15 protein-coding genes are annotated in these 16,177 nt (G+C 72.0%); 8 read left to right on the top strand and 7 right to left on the bottom strand.

Features of this window, described 5'->3' with window-relative positions:
• Window positions 1–83 precede the first annotated feature (83 nt).
• The 7 genes from J7E91_RS05585 to J7E91_RS05555 all read left to right on the top strand — a co-directional run bounded on the left by J7E91_RS05585 (window position 84) and on the right by J7E91_RS05555 (window position 7,749).
• Complete coding sequence (locus tag J7E91_RS05585; protein WP_214899637.1) at window positions 84–1,025, top strand: 5-dehydro-4-deoxyglucarate dehydratase; 942 nt, start codon at window positions 84–86, stop codon at window positions 1,023–1,025.
• The gene (locus J7E91_RS05580; RefSeq protein WP_214899635.1) at window positions 1,022–2,197 is read left to right on the top strand and encodes a hypothetical protein; all 1,176 of its coding nucleotides are present in this window, start codon (window positions 1,022–1,024) and stop codon (window positions 2,195–2,197) included. Before J7E91_RS05585 ends, J7E91_RS05580 begins: the two co-directional genes overlap by 4 nt.
• A gap of 154 nt (window positions 2,198–2,351) precedes the next feature.
• A complete protein-coding gene (locus tag J7E91_RS05575; RefSeq protein ID WP_214899633.1) occupies window positions 2,352–4,415 on the top strand; it encodes a penicillin acylase family protein in 2,064 nt (687 codons plus the stop codon).
• A complete protein-coding gene (locus tag J7E91_RS36955) occupies window positions 4,412–5,020 on the top strand; it encodes a GNAT family N-acetyltransferase (protein WP_214899632.1) in 609 nt (202 codons plus the stop codon). The genes J7E91_RS05575 and J7E91_RS36955 overlap by 4 nt, the downstream gene beginning before the upstream one ends.
• Window positions 5,021–5,148: 128 nt before the next feature.
• Entirely contained in the window at window positions 5,149–5,751 is a 603-nt protein-coding gene (locus J7E91_RS05565) for a TIGR03086 family metal-binding protein (RefSeq protein ID WP_251015224.1), read from the top strand.
• Window positions 5,752–5,788: 37 nt separating this feature from the next.
• A complete protein-coding gene (locus tag J7E91_RS05560) occupies window positions 5,789–6,406 on the top strand; it encodes a TetR/AcrR family transcriptional regulator (protein WP_214899631.1) in 618 nt (205 codons plus the stop codon).
• A 128-nt stretch (window positions 6,407–6,534) separates the two neighbouring features.
• On the top strand, window positions 6,535–7,749 hold the full coding sequence (locus J7E91_RS05555; RefSeq protein ID WP_214899630.1) for a Cmx/CmrA family chloramphenicol efflux MFS transporter: 1,215 nt from the start codon (window positions 6,535–6,537) through the stop codon (window positions 7,747–7,749).
• Here J7E91_RS05555 and J7E91_RS05550 read toward each other — a convergent pair.
• The 3 genes from J7E91_RS05550 to J7E91_RS05540 form a co-directional block, all read right to left on the bottom strand.
• The gene (locus tag J7E91_RS05550; RefSeq protein WP_214899629.1) at window positions 7,718–8,971 is read right to left on the bottom strand and encodes a mannosyltransferase family protein; all 1,254 of its coding nucleotides are present in this window, start codon (window positions 8,969–8,971) and stop codon (window positions 7,718–7,720) included. The two genes, J7E91_RS05555 and J7E91_RS05550, sit on opposite strands and share 32 nt — an antisense overlap.
• 118 nt (window positions 8,972–9,089) lie before the next feature.
• Window positions 9,090–9,548, bottom strand: coding sequence for a hypothetical protein (locus tag J7E91_RS05545; protein ID WP_214899627.1), 459 nt, complete (start codon window positions 9,546–9,548; stop codon window positions 9,090–9,092).
• Window positions 9,541–10,074: a SigE family RNA polymerase sigma factor gene (locus tag J7E91_RS05540; protein WP_214899625.1), complete on the bottom strand. Its 534-nt coding sequence runs from the start codon at window positions 10,072–10,074 to the stop codon at window positions 9,541–9,543. The genes J7E91_RS05545 and J7E91_RS05540 overlap by 8 nt, the downstream gene beginning before the upstream one ends.
• 129 nt (window positions 10,075–10,203) lie before the next feature.
• Here J7E91_RS05540 and J7E91_RS05535 point away from each other — a divergent pair, with 129 nt between their 5' ends.
• Window positions 10,204–11,553, top strand: a complete 1,350-nt coding sequence (locus J7E91_RS05535; protein ID WP_214899624.1) for a S28 family serine protease — start codon at window positions 10,204–10,206, stop codon at window positions 11,551–11,553.
• A gap of 54 nt (window positions 11,554–11,607) precedes the next feature.
• Here J7E91_RS05535 and J7E91_RS05530 read toward each other — a convergent pair whose 3' ends face one another.
• From J7E91_RS05530 to J7E91_RS05515, 4 genes are all read right to left on the bottom strand, one after another.
• On the bottom strand, window positions 11,608–13,068 hold the full coding sequence (locus J7E91_RS05530; RefSeq protein WP_214899622.1) for a penicillin-binding protein 2: 1,461 nt from the start codon (window positions 13,066–13,068) through the stop codon (window positions 11,608–11,610).
• 102 nt (window positions 13,069–13,170) lie between these two features.
• A complete protein-coding gene (locus J7E91_RS05525; protein WP_214899620.1) occupies window positions 13,171–13,833 on the bottom strand; it encodes a response regulator transcription factor in 663 nt (220 codons plus the stop codon).
• Entirely contained in the window at window positions 13,830–15,074 is a 1,245-nt protein-coding gene (locus J7E91_RS05520) for a histidine kinase (protein WP_308376068.1), read from the bottom strand. Before J7E91_RS05520 ends, J7E91_RS05525 begins: the two co-directional genes overlap by 4 nt.
• The gene (locus J7E91_RS05515; protein ID WP_251015223.1) at window positions 15,071–16,135 is read right to left on the bottom strand and encodes a hypothetical protein; all 1,065 of its coding nucleotides are present in this window, start codon (window positions 16,133–16,135) and stop codon (window positions 15,071–15,073) included. The genes J7E91_RS05520 and J7E91_RS05515 overlap by 4 nt, the downstream gene beginning before the upstream one ends.
• Window positions 16,136–16,177: the final 42 nt, after the last annotated feature.

Here is a 16,177-nt window from a genome sequence, read left to right as displayed (position 1 = left end):
ACTGTCTTAGCGTGACGGCGTTCAGGCATATAGACGCAGATCACAATTGTGCACGTGCGATGGTGCACGCCCAGGGAGCGCCCATGACCTCAGCCCCGCTCGCCGGCCGACTCGACGGCCTGCTCTTCTTCCCCGTCACCGCGTACGGCCCCGACGGCGGCCTCGACGTCGACGTCTTCCGCGCCCATGTACGCGGGGGCATCGAGGCGGGCGCCGCCGCCGTCTTCGCCTGCTGCGGGACCGGCGAATTCCACGCCCTGACGCCGGACGAGTTCCGTACCTGCGTGGCCGCCGCCGTGGAAGAGGCGGCCGGCCGCGTTCCCGTCGTCGCCGGCGCCGGCTACGGCACGGCGCTCGCCGTCCAGTACGCGAAGGCCGCCGAGGAAGCGGGCGCCGACGGGCTGCTCGCCATGCCCCCGTACCTCGTCTTCGCCGACCAGGAGGGACTGCTGCGCCACTACACCGAACTGGCCGCCGCCACCTCCCTCGACGTCATCGTCTACCAGCGCGACAACGCCGTCTTCACCCCCGAGACGGTCGTCCAACTCGCGCGCGTGCCCGGCATCATCGGGCTCAAGGACGGTTACGGCGACCTCGACCTGATGCAGCGCGTCATCGGAGCCGTACGCCGCGACCTGCCGCCCGGACACCCGTTCCTCTACTTCAACGGCCTGCCCACCGCCGAACTCACCGGCCTCGCCTACCGGGGCATCGGCGTCACCCTCTACTCCTCCGCCGTCTTCTGTTTCGCCCCCGACATCGCACTCGCCTTCCACCGGGCCCTGAACTCCGGCGACGACGACACCGTCAACCGCCTGCTCGACGGCTTCTACGCCCCGCTCGTCGAACTGCGCAACCTCGGCCGCGGATACGCCGTATCACTCGTCAAGGCGGGGGTACGTCTCGCCGGCCTGGACGTCGGTGAAGTACGGCCGCCACTCAGCGAACCCGACCCCGCGCACGTCAAGACGCTGGCCGAGCTGATCGAGCGCGGCCGGGCCCTGATCGGCGGTGAGCGCGCGTGAAGGCAGCCGCTTTCCTCTACCCGTGGGACGTCGTCGGGGACCCGGACGCCGCCGCCCGCATCGCTGACCTCGGCGTCCAGCAGGTCACTCTCGCCTCCGCCTACCACTCGACCCGCGCCCTCACCCCGCGCCACCCCCGCCACCGCATCGTCACCGCCGAACATGCCGCCGTGCTCTACCCCGTCGACGAGGACCGCTGGTCGGGGCGGAGCCTGCGGCCGTACGCGGCCGGGGACTGGGCGCCGGCCGCCGACCCGTACGGCGAGGCGGCCGAAGCGCTCGCTGCCGCCGGGCTCGACGTCCACTCCTGGGTCGTTCTCGCCCACAACTCCCGCCTCGGCGCCGACCGTCCGGACACCTGCGTCGTCAACGCCTACGGCGACCGGTACCCCTGGGCACCCTGCATCGCCCAGCCGGCGGTCCGCGCCTACCTCACCGACCTCGCGGCCGAGGCAGCCGTACGTCCCGGCGCGCGCGGCACCGAGCTGGAGTCCTGCGGCTGGTACGGCCTGGCCCATCTGCACGCGCACGACAAGATCGCGGGGGTCGGGCTCGGCGACGCGGCGCAGTACCTGATGTCGCTCTGCTTCTGTCCCGACTGCGGCGGCGGATACGTGGATCTCGGGCTGGAGCCCGGAGAGTTGAGGGCGGCTGTGCGGCGCGCTCTGGAGCCCGCCTGGGAGTGCGGGGCCTCCGCCGACGACGGGTGGCCGGCCGTCGAGAAACTCATCGGCGCCGAACTCGCCGCCGCGACGCTCGCGTGGCGCACCCGGGCCGCCCGTACGCTCCAGGAATCGGCCGTCGAGGCGGTACGGGCTGCCGCGCCCCCCGGCTTCCAGGTGCTGCTGCACGCCGATCCGTCGGCGTACCACTGCGGGGCCAACGCGGGTGTTGATCCGGGGCACATTCTCGGGGTCGCGGACGGTGTGGTGGTGCCGTGCGCGAGTGGCCCGGAGCTGCTCGCGTCCTTCGTGGAGCACCGCCGCCCCGGCGCCGGGACCGTCGTCGCCGCGAACCTCGGTGTCGTCTCCGGCATGGGCGGCAGCCCCGGCACCCTCGCCGTGGACGCGGCGCGTGCCGCCAAGCTCGGCGCGAACGAAGTGCGCCTGTACCACGCGGGGCTGGCGTCCGACGCCGACCTCAGGCTCGTGCGCGCTGCCCTGCGGCCGTGAGTGGCGCCTGCCCCCGGTTCGGGAAGGGGCGGGGTAGGGGAAGACGTCCCGCGGGGTATGCCGCCCCGCCCCCCGATTGGTTCCCGGACAGTCCGTCCATTAGGTTAGGTCAGCCTTACCTAAAACCGTGGCGGAATCCAGAGGGGGAAACAACGTGAGCACCGAGGTCTTCCGGGACGCCTGGGGAATCCCCCATCTCCGCGCAGGCAACGCACACGAACTCGCGTTCGCGCAGGGCCGCAACGCCGCCACCGACCGCGCCTGGCAGATCGAGGTCGAGCGGCACCGCTCGCAGGGCACCACAGCCGCCTTCCTCGGCGCCGACGCCGTCGGCTGGGACGTCTTCGCCCGCCGGTCCCGGCTGGACGACACCGCCCGGCGCTGCTTCCGCGGCCTCGACGCGGACACCGCCGCCTGGATCACGTGTTACGTCGACGGGGTCAACGCCGGGCTGGCGGAGGGAGCCCGGCGCGCGCCGGAGTTCGCCGCCACCGGGCTGGCCCCGGGGACGTGGGAGCCGTGGACGCCGCTCGGGATCTGGCTGTCCACGCACATCCTCTTCGCCGGCTTCCCCACCAAGCTGTGGCGCGAGGAGGTCGCCCGCAGGCTCGGCGACGAGGCGATCACCCTGTTCGCCACCGACGGCCCCGGCACCTCCGGCAGCAACGGCTGGCTCGTCACCGGCGAGCACACCGCCACCGGTTCGCCGCTCATCGCGGGCGACCCGCACCGGTTCATCGAAGACCCGGGGATCTACCAGCAGGTACGCCTCGCCTGCCCCGAGTTCGACGTCGTCGGCCTCGCCGTCCCGGGCATCCCCGGCATCGCCCACTTCGGCCACACCTCCACCGTGGCGTGGGCGATCACCAACGCCATGGCCGACTACCAGGACCTCTACCGCGAGCAACTGCGACGCGGCCCCGACGGCGCCGGGATCGAGGCGCTCGGCCCCGACGGCTGGCGTCCCGCCACTGTCCACACCGAGACCGTCGAGGTGGCGGGCGGCGACCCCGTCGAGACCGAGGTCGTCGAGACCGAGCGCGGGCCCGTCATCATCGGCGGCCCCGGCGAGACCGTGACGGTCAGCCTGCGCTGCCCGACGCGGGTGTACGAGGACCTCGGCTTCGCCGCGCTGCCCGCGCTGCTCAGGGCGCGCACCGTCGCCGACGTGGACCGGGCGTTCGAGCGGTGGGTCGAGCCCGTCAACGTCGTCCAGGCCGCCGACACCGGGGGCGGGCTGCTGCACCGGGTCGCGGGCCGGGTCCCGCTGCGCCACGAGGACAACGGGCTGCGCGTCGTACCCGCCTGGGAGGTGGCGTACGCATGGCGCGGTGAAGACCGGCCGCTGCCCCGCGCAGACGTCGACGGCGTCGCGGTGATGGCGAACCAGCGGGGCCTGGCCGCACCGCTCGGCGTCGAGTTCGCACCGCCGTACCGGGCGGACCGCATCGGGCAGTTGCTCGGCGGGTCGCACACGTGGACCGCCGGCGAGATGGCGGGCGTCCACACCGACACGTACCTCGCGTCCGCCCGGCCGCTGCTGGAGCTGATCGCCGGGCTCGACGGGCTCAGCGCGCCGGGAGCGCGACTGCGGGACCGGCTGCTGCGCTGGGACCGCCGGATGGAGGCCGGCAGTACCGACGCCACGGTGTACGCCGCCGTACGGACGGAGGTGGTGCGGCGGATCGCGGCCCACCCGGACCTGGCCGCGCTGACCGAGCCGGTGGCGGACCCGGCGTACCCCGGAGTCTTTCTGCCCTGGCTGGCCCTCACCTCGCGCGTCGCTTTCGCGCTGGAGACCCTGCTGACCACGGATCTGCTGCCCGGCATCGACAGACCCGGCATCGTCGCGGAGGCCGTCGAGGCGGTCGCCGCCACGGACCCGGCGCCGGTGCCCTGGGGCGACGTACACCGCCTCGCGCCGTGGCAGGCGCTGCCGTCCGCCCCGCCCGGCGGGTGGCCGGGAGTGGCCGGGGACCACGACTGCGTGCTCTCCACGTCGAGCGTCCCCGGTGTCACCGACCGCTGCGCGCGCGGGCCTGCCGCCCGTTACGTCTGGGACCTCGCGCGGCGCGAGGACAGCCTCTGGGTGGTGCCGCTCGGCGCGTCCGGCGTCCCGGGCGACGCCCACCACCACGATCAACTGCCGCTGTGGCTGCGGGGCGAACTCGTGCCCGTGACCACCGACTGGAACCGCCTGACGAAGGAGTCCCGATGATCACGACCGCAGAGCCCGTGTACGAGCAGAAGATCGGGGGCTTCGGTACGGTGCGCCTCGTCCCCGTGGATCCGGCACGCGACGCGGGGCTGCTGCACGGGTGGGTCACCGAGGAGCGGGCCCGGTTCTGGGGCATGGGCGACGCGACGCGCGAACAGGTCGAGGAGACCTACGCGCACCTGGACTCCCTCACCACGCACCACGGGTACCTGGCGCTGCGGGACGGTGACCCTGTCGCGCTGTTCCAGACGTACGATCCCGAGGCCGACCGGGTCAGCGAGTGCTACGACGCCCGGCCGGGGGACTTCGGAGTGCACATCCTGACAGGCCCCATCGGCGGGGCGGCTCCGGAGTCCGGTTTCACCGCGAACCTGCTGGCCGTGCTGATCGGCTTCGTATTCGCGGACCCGCGCCACGAGCGCATCGTGGCGGAGCCGGACGCGCTCAACGACAAGGCGGTGGCGCGGTTGGAGCGGACGGGGTTCACGATCGGGCCGGAGATCGTGATGCCGGAGATCGACCTTCCGGAGGTCTTCCTGCCGGAGAAGCGGGCGCGGCTCGCGTTCCTGACGAGGGCGGACTTCGAGGCGTCTCGCTCGGCGTGACCGGGCTTCGGGCACTCCGGACGCCCTTCGGGCGGGTAGGCGAAAGAGCTCCGGCGCGCACCGATGAGTTCCAGCTCGTCAGGCGGTCACTACTGCGCAGGCACCGTCCGCTCACCGGAGGCAGCGCCATGACCGTCAAGGACCCCACGTCCCGCATGCCCGACTTCGAACCGGCCACCCGCCAGGTCGCCCAACTGCTCGACGGCGTCACCGACGACCGGCTCGCCGGCCCCACCCCCTGCGAGAAGTACGCCGTGCACCACCTCCTGGCCCACCTCGTCGGCCTCACCGCCGCCTTCCGCGACGCGGCGAAGAAGGAGCTGGGACCGACGACTGGCACGGCCCCCGGCGCCGCTCTGCCCGTACTCGACGACGACTGGCGCACCCGCCTCCTGCGGCAGCTCGACGAGCTCGCCGCTGCCTGGCGCAGCCCCGATGCCTGGCAGGGCACGACGCAGGCGGGCGGCGTCACGCTGACCGGCGCGGTCGCGGGACGAGTGGCCCTCAACGAGATCGTCGTGCACGGGTGGGATCTGGCCCGTTCCACCGGCCAGGCGTACACCGTTGACGCCGCGAGCCTTCAGTCGTCGTACGAGCTGCTGGAGCCGACGGATGACAGCGCGGGCGGTGACGGGATCTTCGGGACTCCTGTCGAGGTGCCGGAGAACGCGTCGCTCCTCGACCGGGTCGTCGGGCGCGCGGGACGTGACCCGGCCTGGTCGGCGGAGTAATGGACCGTGCGTTCTAAAACCTGCTAGCGTTCATGTCATGGCCCGACCGAGGAAGTTCGACGAGGAGCGGGCGGTCGACGCCGCGATGGAGGCGTTCTGGACCGCCGGCTACGAGGCGACGTCCACCCAGGAGCTGTGCGACGCCACCGGCCTGGGGCGCAGCAGCATTTACAACACCTTCAAGAGCAAGCGCCACCTCTTCGACCGCGCCCTCGCCCGCTACATGGAGTACAAGAACGCCGAACTGGCCGCCTTGATGGAGAGTGATCTCCCGGTCCGGCAGAAGATCCGCACGCAGTTTCAGCGGGTGATCGACGAGGAGTTCGAGCGCGGACCCGAAGGTTCCGAAGGCCCCGAAGGTGTCGCGGGTACTGAAGGTCGTGGCTGCCTCGTCGTCAATACGGCCGTCGAGGTGGCAGCCCGCGACCGGGAGATCGCGGGCGACCTGAGCCGCGACTACCGGCTGCGCCTCGCGGTGATCCGTGCCGGTATCGAGTCCGGGCAGCGGGACGGCGACATCGCCCGCGACAAGGACCCCACCGCACTCGCGCACTTCGTCATCGCGACCATCGCCGGCCTCAAGGTCTCGGCGCGCGTCACCCGGCAGCGGTCCGTGCTGGAGATGACCGCGGACGCCGCCCTCGCGGCCCTCTGAGGCGGGGCCGTCAGGCCCTCTGTGATCCATGGCGTGCCACGGCGTGCCTGGATTTTCCATGGGCTCATTTTGAAACGCACAGTACAAAACAACGTGTCGACCCACTTACGCGAGCGGAGCACCGACTCATGCCAATCGCCGTTTACATACTCGGCCTGGGCATATTCGCCCAGGGGACCTCGGAGTTCATGCTCTCCGGTCTGCTGCCCACCATGGCCGACGACCTCGGCGTCTCCATCCCCGACGCGGGGCTGCTCATCTCCGCCTTCGCCATCGGCATGGTCGTCGGCGCGCCCCTGATGAGCGTGCTCACCCTGCGCGTCCCGCGCCGCAGCGCGCTCGTCGCGTTCCAGGCCGTCTTCATCGCCGGGCACGTGGTCGCGGCCCTGGCGCCGGAGTACGCCGTGGTGTTCGCCAGCCGCATCGTCACAGCGGTCGCGTACGCCGGTTTCTGGAGCGTGGCCGCCGCGGCCGCGGTCAGTCTGGTGCCCGCGACGGCCAAGGGCAGGGCGCTCTCCGTCGTCGCCACCGGGCTGACGCTGGCCACGATCGTCGGAGTGCCGGCCGGGACACTGATGAGCCAGCACGTCGGCTGGCGCGCGGCTTTCTGGGGCGTGGCGGCCTTCACCGCCGTGAGCCTCGTGGCGATCCGGACCGTGCTGCCGGGCGGTCACGCCGCCGACCGCGAAGTGCCGTCCGTCCGGCGCGAGTTGAAGGGCTTGGCGTGTCCCGAGCTGTGGGTCTCCTTCGCCGTGACCGTACTGGCCTTCGGCGCCGCCATCGTCACCTTCAGCTACCTGGCCCCGCTGCTGACCGACGTGAGCGGGCTGCCCGAGGGCTGGGTGCCGGCCGTCCTCTCGCTGTACGGAGTGGGCGGGCTGATCGGCATGACGATCGGCGGGCGCGTGGCCGACCGCGCCCCGCTTCGCACCCTCTACCTCGGCATCGGCGCCCTCACCCTCGCCTCGGCGGCGGTGGCGCTCGCCGCGCCGAACCTGACCCTCACCGTCGTACTGGTCCTCGTCCTCGGCGTGGCCGGATACGTCACCAACCCCGTGCTCCAGTCACGGGTGTTCACGATCGCGCCCGACGCCCCGACGCTGGTTCCGGCCGTCAGTACCTCGGCCTTCAACGTGGGCATCACCCTCACGCCCATGCTGGGCGGCATGACCATCGACGCGGGCTTCGGCTACACCTCGGTCGCGTGGGTCGGGGCCGGAGTCGGAGCGCTCGGTGTCGCGGCGACGGCCTGGGCGGCGTCGCTCGCGCGGCGCGCGTCACGGTCGGTCCCGGACGCTGTCCTGCCGGCTGTCAGCCTGCCCAGCGCCCCGACAGGAAGGTGACGGCGAAGACGGTCGACAGGGGCGCGACCACGCACACGTACGCACTCGTCACCCAGGGACGGCGCAGGCTCCACGCGGCGAGCAGCACCCACATCGGCCACCACAGGAGCGTGGCCCGCGGGATGGACGTGTACCAGTACGACGTGCCGAGGGCCCACAGGCTGAGCCCGATGTACACGGCCTCCGGCCACCTGCGCCGTCTCAGCAGCACGCCCAGCAGGAGCAGTCCGACGGCCATGGTGACGAGCTCGGCCTGGAACATGACGGCGTAACCGGTGGACTGGGTGTGCGCGAAGGCGGCCTTCCAGGTGTTCTGCCATGCCTCCCAGGGGGCGTGGAAGTTCCGGTACCAGCCGCGTTCCTGGGCGTGGTTCCAGGCCATCCAGTCGCCGGTGTGCGCGTGCAGGAACCACGTGTAGAGGGCTGTGGGCAGCGCCGGGAGCGCGATCCACGGAATCGAACGCCACTGCTTGCGAAGGTTGGTGGCGACGACGAAGTGGACCGCGATCGCCGCCGCAAGGAAGAGCCCGCTGACCCGGACGCCGGTGGCCAGGCAGGCCAGGATGCCCGCGAGCGGCCAGTTGCGGCGCCGGGCGGCGAGCCAGGCGGGCAGGGCGAGGGAGAGGAAGAGCGACTCGGTGTAACCGGCGGCCAGGAACATCGCGCACGGCGAGAGCAGGAAGAAGAGCACGGCGCGCTGCCCAAGGGCGCTGTCGGCGGCGGGCAGGTGGAGGCGGGCGATACGGGCGAGGGCCAGGACGGCGACGGCCCCGGATACGAAGGAGATCAGCAGACCGGCGACGGTCCAGTCGGGGATCACGACGTGCACGGCGCGCAGGACGAGAGGGAAGCCGGGGAAGAAGGCCTCCCTGTTGTCCCAGCCGTCCGTCCAGGGGCCCGCACCGCCGGGGAAGTAACCTTCCTGCGCTATGTGCAGGTAGTGCCACCAGTCCCACTGGCCCCACGAGGACAGTGCAGGCGGTACGTCGCGGGCCTTGCGGTCCCCGGCGAACAGCCACCGCGTGCAGTAGGCGGTGGTCCAGATGCCGGCCCGGGTGAGCACGTACAGCAGCAGGACGTTCCGGTCGTCGAGCCCGAGCCCGCGCCGGCGCCCGAGCCCGAGCCGGCGTCTGGAGGTGCCGGGGCCGGTGGCTGTGGTGCTTCCCGGCACGGGAGTACGGGCGGGCTGTGCGGGGGGCCGCATCGGGGTCGCGGTGGCCATGGTCGTACTCCTGGTGCGGGCATCGGGGCGGGGCGACCGGCACGCGATCGAGGCATGCGGGATCGGCCCCCGGCGATGTGGCGGGCAGGGGGAGGCGGTCGGCGGGGCTGTGCGCGGGTCAGTCCGCGGGCGGCGGCGAGCTGTTCAGCGGCTGCTCCGGCGCCGTACTCGGCGGGCTGCTCGGCGGTGTCGTCGTCGGTGACCCGGTCGGCAGTCCGGGCGGCGGCGAGGACACCGGGGGAGTGGTGCGCGCAGGAGACGACGAGAAGGAAGGGAGAGGCGAGGAGGACGGCAGGACGGACGGAAGGCCGGAAGGAAGGCCGGAAGGAAGGCCGGACGGGGTGGAAGCGGGGACGCCGGTGTCCGGGTCGCTGCCCGGCAGCAGCGCCGTCACCGCCGCGGCGCCCGTGCCGGCGAAGGCCAGGCACGCGGTGGCCGCCACCACGGCCAGGCGCCGCCGGTGGCGCCGGCTGCCGCGCTCGGAGATCACCGCGGCGGGCACGGGCCGCGCGCGCGCCTGTCCGGCCTCGGCCGCGGCCTTGAACGCGTTCCTCAAAGGGTCGTGGGGCTCAGGCACCGTAGGCCTCCTCAGCGCGCGGGTCCTGCAGAAGGTGGGAGAGCGCTGCCCGGCCCCGGGCCAGGTGCGTCTTGACCGTGCCGGTGGACAGGCCGGTCTCGGCGGCGATCTGGACGACCGTCAGGTCGCACAGGTAGTACAGCGTCACCGTGCGCCGCTGTCTGGGCGGCAGTTCGCGCAGCGCCGACACCAGCGCGACGTGTTCGGGCCCTGGTCCCGGGTCGGCCGACGGGCTGCCGCGCCGCTGCCAGGCGTCCGCCGCGCGGCGGTGCACCCGCCACCTGCTCACCGCCAGCCGCCACGCCACGGTGCGGATCCATGCCTCGGGTTCGCCGCCGCCGTCGAGCTGACGCCGCCGGCTCCAGCCCCGGACGAAGGCCTCCTGTACGACGTCCTGAGCCTCGTGCAGATCGCCGAGCATCACATACAGCTGCCCGATGAGGCGGGACGCCGTATGTGCGTAGAACTCTTCAAACTCCTCGACGGTCAACAACCACTCCTGGATCTCTTCGGTCTCACCAGGCATACGCCCGGCACCGCCTGTCCGGTTGACATGAAATCCAATGATCCCCAGTGAGGCCGATCACAGTACGAAAGCGCATACCATGCGGCCCGTTGCATCCATCGCATCACCTCCGACCGAGGGGACTACAGCGTGCGCACCAAGGCTCTGCCTGCTCTGCTCTGTGCCGGCCTCATAACGGCAACCGGCCTGCTGGCTTCTTCACCCGCACTCGCCGCCGAACCGGCCCGCGGCGATGCCGGTGCTAGTTCCGACGCGTCCGCAGCGGGTGACATCCGCCAAAAGCTGGAGCGCATCCCGGGGCTGACGGTCGTTTCGGTGGCCGACAAGGGCGGATTCCCCTTCTACACCCTGACGCTGGCCCAGCCCGTCAACCACCGCGACCCCGACAGCGCCACCTTCCCCCAGAGATTCACGCTCTGGCACAAGACCGAGACGGCGCCGGTCGTGCACTACACCGGCGGATACGGACTTTCCTCGGGCACCCGTGAAATCACCACGCTGCTCGGCGCGAACCAGGTCAGCGTGGAGCACCGCTACTTCAACACCTCGCGCCCCGCCGACGTCGACTGGGACGACCTGAACGTCTGGCAGCAGGCGAGCGACGAGCACGCGATCGTCCAGGCCCTCAAGAGCATCTACAAGGCGAAGTGGCTCGGCACCGGCGCGAGCAAGGGCGGAATGACGCAGGTCTACCACGAGCGCTTCTACCCCGGCGACCTGGACGCCGTCGTCGCGTACGTCGCCCCGAACGACGCGGACAACCGCGACGACAGCGTCTACGAGAGGTTCTTCCAGACGGTCGGCACGCCCGAGTGCCGCAGCGCCCTGGACGCCGTACAGCGCGAAATGCTGGTGCGGCGCGAGGCGATGCTGCCGCGCTTCGAGGCCACGTCCAAGGAGCAGGGCCTCACCTTCACGTACCTCGGCTCGGCGGATCGCGCCTTCGAGTTCTCGGTGCTCGACCAGGTGTGGAACTTCTGGCAGAGCGGTACGTACACCGACTGCCCGGCCGTCCCCGACGCCAAGAAGGCGACCGACGACGAGCTGTACAAGTGGTCGCTCGACCACGGTCTGAGCATCTACGCGGACCAGGGCAACGGGGCCGAGGGCAGCGGCCCGTACTACCGGCAGGCGGCCTCCCAGCTCGGCTGGGCGGACCTGAAGTTCAAGCACCTGCGCGATGTCCGCAACTACCCGGACATCTACCAGCCCAATTCGGTGCTGCCCGCCGACATGCGCACCTCGTACAACGGCCGCGTCATCAAGGACGTCGACCGCTGGGTGGCGACCCGTGGCGAGCGGATGATGTTCGTGTACGGGCAGAACGACCCGTGGAGCGCGGAGCAGTTCAAGCCCAGCAAGCACGACTCGCACCTCTACGTCGCGCCGGACACCAACCACGGTGCGCTCATCTCCAAGCTGACGCCCGCAGAGCGGGCGAAGGCGGAGGCGACCGTCAAGCGGTGGGCGGGGCAGTAGTCGCCGGCCCTCGAAGGTGCCGGGCCGGTTCTTCCGAATGGCCCGGCACCCGCCTCAGCGGCCGAGGGCCGCCCGCATCGTCTTCTCGGCGATGGGCGCCGCCAGGCCGTTGCCGCTGACCTCCGAGCGCGCCGCGCCCGAGTCCTCGACGACGACCGCGACCGCCACCTCCTTGCCGGTCGACTCGTCCTTCGCGTACGACGTGAACCAGGCGAACGGCGTCTTGCTGTTGTCCACGCCGTGCTGCGCGGTGCCCGTCTTGCCGCCCACCTCGACGCCGCCGATCCGCGCGTTCGTCCCCGTGCCCTCCTCGACGACCGTGACCATCGCGCTCCGCAGCTGCTCGGCGGTGGAGGACGAGACGACCCGCTCGCCGCCCGCGTCCCCGAGGTCCGCGAGGTCCTCCAGGGTGTCGCCGTCGGCGTCCGTCACCTTGGAGACCATGTGCGGCGACGCGAGCTCGCCGCCGTTGGCGAGGGCCGCCGAGACCATCGCCATCTGGAGCGGGGTGGCCGTCACATCGAACTGGCCGATGCCCGTCAGGGCCGTCTGCGCCTTGTCCATGCCGGACGGGTACACGCTCTGCGAGGCACGCACCGGCACATCGAGCTTCTCGGTGTTGAAGCCGAACTTCTCCGCCATCGCCTTGACCTTGTCCTGGCCGAGGTCGACGGCCAGCTTGCCGAAAACGTTGTTGCAGGAGTACTTCAGCGCGGTGCGCAGTGTCGCGTCCTCGCAGGGCGCGGACGCGTTCTCGTTCCTGAGGACCGTCCGTGTGCCGGGCAGCGTGTACGGGTTCGGGCTGTCCGTCCGCTCGTCGACCGACCCGTAGCGTCCGTCCTCCAGCGCCGCGGCGGCGACCACCAGCTTGAACGTCGAGCCCGGCGGCAGCGGCTGCCGCAGCGCCCGGTTGACCATCGGCTTGTCCTTGTCGCCGGTCAGCGCCTGCCAGGCGTCGCCGTCCGTCGTACCGCTGATCTCCGACGGATCGTACGAAGGCGTGGAGACCATGCCCAGGATCTGCCCGGTCTTCGGGTCGATCGCGACCGCCGCGCCCTTCTTGTCGCCCAGTGCCTCGTACGCCGCCTTCTGCACGGCGGGGTCGATGGTCGTCACGACGTCGCCGGGGTCGCTCTGCTTGCCCATGACGATGTCGGCCGGGTTCTTCAGCCGGGTGTCGGTCCCGTCGAGGACGGCGCTGTAGATGCCTTCGAGCTGGGTGGCTCCGTACGCCTGTGAGCTGTAGCCGGTGACGGCCGAGTAGAGCTCGCCGTCCGTGTAGGTCCGCTTGTACTCAAGATCGCTCCCCTCCGTCTTCTTCGATCCGGTGACCGGCGAACCGGCCACGATGATGTTCCCGAGCGGCTGCGCGTACTGCGCGATGACGTTCCGCCGGTTGTGCTTGTCGTCTGCGAGGGCCTGGCCCTGGTATGCCTGCACCCAGGTGACCCGCACCAGCAGGGCGAGCACCATCAGCAGGCAGAAGACCGAAGCGTGCCTGATCGTTTTGTTCATCCCGTACGGAAGACGAACGCGGCGGCCGGTCGCGTTCCCCCATGCCGCGCTTCTCAGAGAATCCTCATCTGAATCTTCATCTGAATCCTCGTCCCGGCCTGCTCAGCGCGGCGTGATAAAGCCCGACTCGTACGCCGCGATCACCGCCTGTGTGCGGTCCCGCACACCCGTCTTGGCCAGCACGGCCGCCACATGGCTCTTCGCGGTCGCCGAGCCGACCCGCAGCCGGTCCGCTATCTCCGCGTTCGTCAGGCCCGTCGCCATCAGCCGCAGCACCTCCGCCTCGCGCTCGGTCAGCCGCGCCGCCCACGGGGGCGGCGGGGCGGGCTGCCGCCTGGCGTGCTCGGCGGCCAGAGCGCGCACCGCGGACGGGAAGAGAAGGCAGTCGCTGCGCGCGACCAGCCGCACCGCCTGGACCAGGTCCTCGGCCGCCGCGCGCTTGAGCAGGAAGCCCGCGGCGCCGACGCGCAGCGCCTCGTACACATAGGAGTCGTTCTCGAAGGTGGTGACGACGACGATGCGCGGGGGCGTCTCCATGCCGCCGAGGATCTGCTCGGTGGCGCGGATGCCGTCGATCTCCGGCATGCGTACGTCCATCAGCACCACGTCGGGCCGCAGCTCACGCACCACCGACACAGCCTGGGCGCCGGTCGCCGCCTCACCGACGACCTCCAGGCCGGGCTCGGCGTCGAGGATGACGCGCAGCGCGGTGCGGACCATGCGCTCGTCGTCGGCGAGCACGACCCTGACCGGCGGCGCGCTCATCGCCCGTCTCCCGCGTCGCCACCGACCGGCAGACGGGCCGTGAGGCGCCACCTGTCGCCGTGCGGGCCGGCTTCGGCGTGGCCGCCGAGCAGGGTGGCCCGTTCGGCTGTGCCCGGCAGACCCCGGCCGCCGCCGGGCCGTACCACCGGGGCCCTTTCGGGCAGCGGGTTCTCCATCACGATCTCCAACTCCTCGCCGCGCAGGGCGATCCGGAGCGACACCGGTGCGGCGCCGCCGTGCCGAAGGGCGTTGCTCAGCCCTTCCTGAACGATGCGGTACGCCTCGCGGGACACCGCTTCGGGGGCCCGGGCGGCCGGATCGCCGTCCTGCGTGTACGCCACCTTCACGCCGCTGTTGGCCAGCAGATCGTCCAGTACGTCGAGTGTGGGCCCCGGCAGGTCGGCGTCGGCGTCCTCTCCCTGGCGCAACAGCCCCAGGACAGTGTCCAGTTCGCCCACGGTGCGCCGCGTCGTCTCCTCGATGGCCGTCAGTGCCTCCCGTACGAACTCCACATCGCTGTCCAGCACCCTGCGCGCCGCGCCCGCCTGGAGGGTGACCGCACTCAGCGCGTGCCCCACCGAGTCGTGCAGCTCGCGGGCCAGCCGGTTGCGTACGGCGAGATCCGCGGCCCGCCGCTCCGCCGCCGCCAGCCGGTCGGCCGGTGTCGGGCCGAGCAGCACGGGCGCCCAGCGGGCCAGCAAAGCCCCGGCCAGGGCCGCGCACGCCGCCAGCGCCACCAGCATGGCGGCCCCCGCGACCGGGGCGAGCGCCAGCGCCCATGTGTGGTCGAAGACCTCGGGCAACCCGAGCGGGGTGTCGCGCAGCCACGTCAGCAGCGGCAGGATGATCAGTGTCCCCGCGAACGGCGGCACCGCGAGCGTCATGCCGCTGATGACGCCACCGAGCCCGAGGTGCAGCGTGAACCAGGCCGCGGTCCGCACGCGCGCCGGCCCGGACCCGGCGGGTCCGTCGGCCAGTCGCCCGCGGGGCACCCCGCACAACGCCCGTACCGCGCCCACCGACAACGGCCTCACGAGGGGGAAGAACGCAGTGAGGGCGGCGATCGGCAACGCGACGCCGAAGGCGCCGAACTGCAGGGCGGCCGAGGTGAAGACGTTCTGGTTGCCGATGAACGGGCCGACGAAGACGCTGCCGAGGAGGAAGTACGGCATCGACAGGGCGCCGCCGAGGATCAGATGGATCCAGCGCAGCCGGGCCCGCGCACCGAACAGCCGCTTCACGCCGCGCGTCCCCGTATCTGTCCCCGTGCCCGGCCGTTCGCCCGGCTCTCCGCCCGTCCGCCCGCCTGGCCGCCCTGCCCGCGCCGCCGCAGGAAGCGGGCGCCCGCGGCCAGGACGACGAGACCGGCGGTCATCTGCACACAGTAGGTCAGCAGCATCAGCGTGGTCGCCCGGTCCGCCCCATCGGCCGCGGGCATCGCCGAGGCGACGAGCAGCCAGCCGCCCCAGCAGCCGAGCGCCCCCGAGCCCACCCAGGCAAGCGCCAGCGGCGTCTTCAGAGTCACCCCGCGACCGCGCCGCAGCGCGAGCATCAGGACGCCGGTCACGGCGAGGGCCGCGAACAGGACATACGTCCCTTCGAGGAGACGGAAGTCCGCCGCGCGCCCGTCGATCCGGCCCTGGCTCAGCCCCGTCGTCGAACCGGCGGCCCACATCACATGCGGCACGGCGGAGAGCGCCGCGAGCACGGACGCGGCCACGCCGGCCGCCCTCAGCCGGGGCCCGACGGCGGAGCTGGGCAGCTCCCACACCGTGCCCCGCCACAGGTGACCCCAGCGATCGCCCGCGTACAGGGCGAAGAGGGCGCCCAGCGCGAGGCCCTGCACGATAAAACCGGTGTAGACGACGCCGAAGACCCATTCGGCGAGGAACCGTTCACTGCCGGCCGGTGCGCTCTGCGCACCGGTGAACACCTTCGCCAGCAGCTGGAGCGGAAACCCGGTCACGATCGGGGTCAGCAGCCCCGTCGCCACCCACATGGGCAGCGCGAGCAGCCACGCCGGGACGCGCCGGCCCCAGTCCTGCGTGAGGAGCAGGGCCAGTACGACGACGGCCGCGTCCATCAGGACCGTGACGCTGTTGGCGGCGGCCATCACGCCGGGATGGTCGAGGAGCACGCTGCCGTCGGGGATGCCGACGCGGCTGCCGGCGATCCAGGCGATCTTGAGCGCGACGTACGGGACGCAGGAGATGACGGCGGCGGCGCGCAGTACGGCGCGCAGCCGGCCGTCGGGGGCCGGGTGAAGGCCCCGGGACGTGGAAGCGAGCGTGGTCTCTGCCATGGCACCCACGCTCCCGGACGGAGGGCCGCCGCACCTCCCACG

It is taken from the genome of Streptomyces sp. ISL-99 (assembly GCF_018614005.1).
Lineage (GTDB): Bacteria > Actinomycetota > Actinomycetes > Streptomycetales > Streptomycetaceae > Streptomyces > Streptomyces flavidovirens.
The sequence above is the reverse complement of the archived record's forward strand: the minus strand, read 5'-3'. Positions and strand labels throughout refer to the sequence as shown.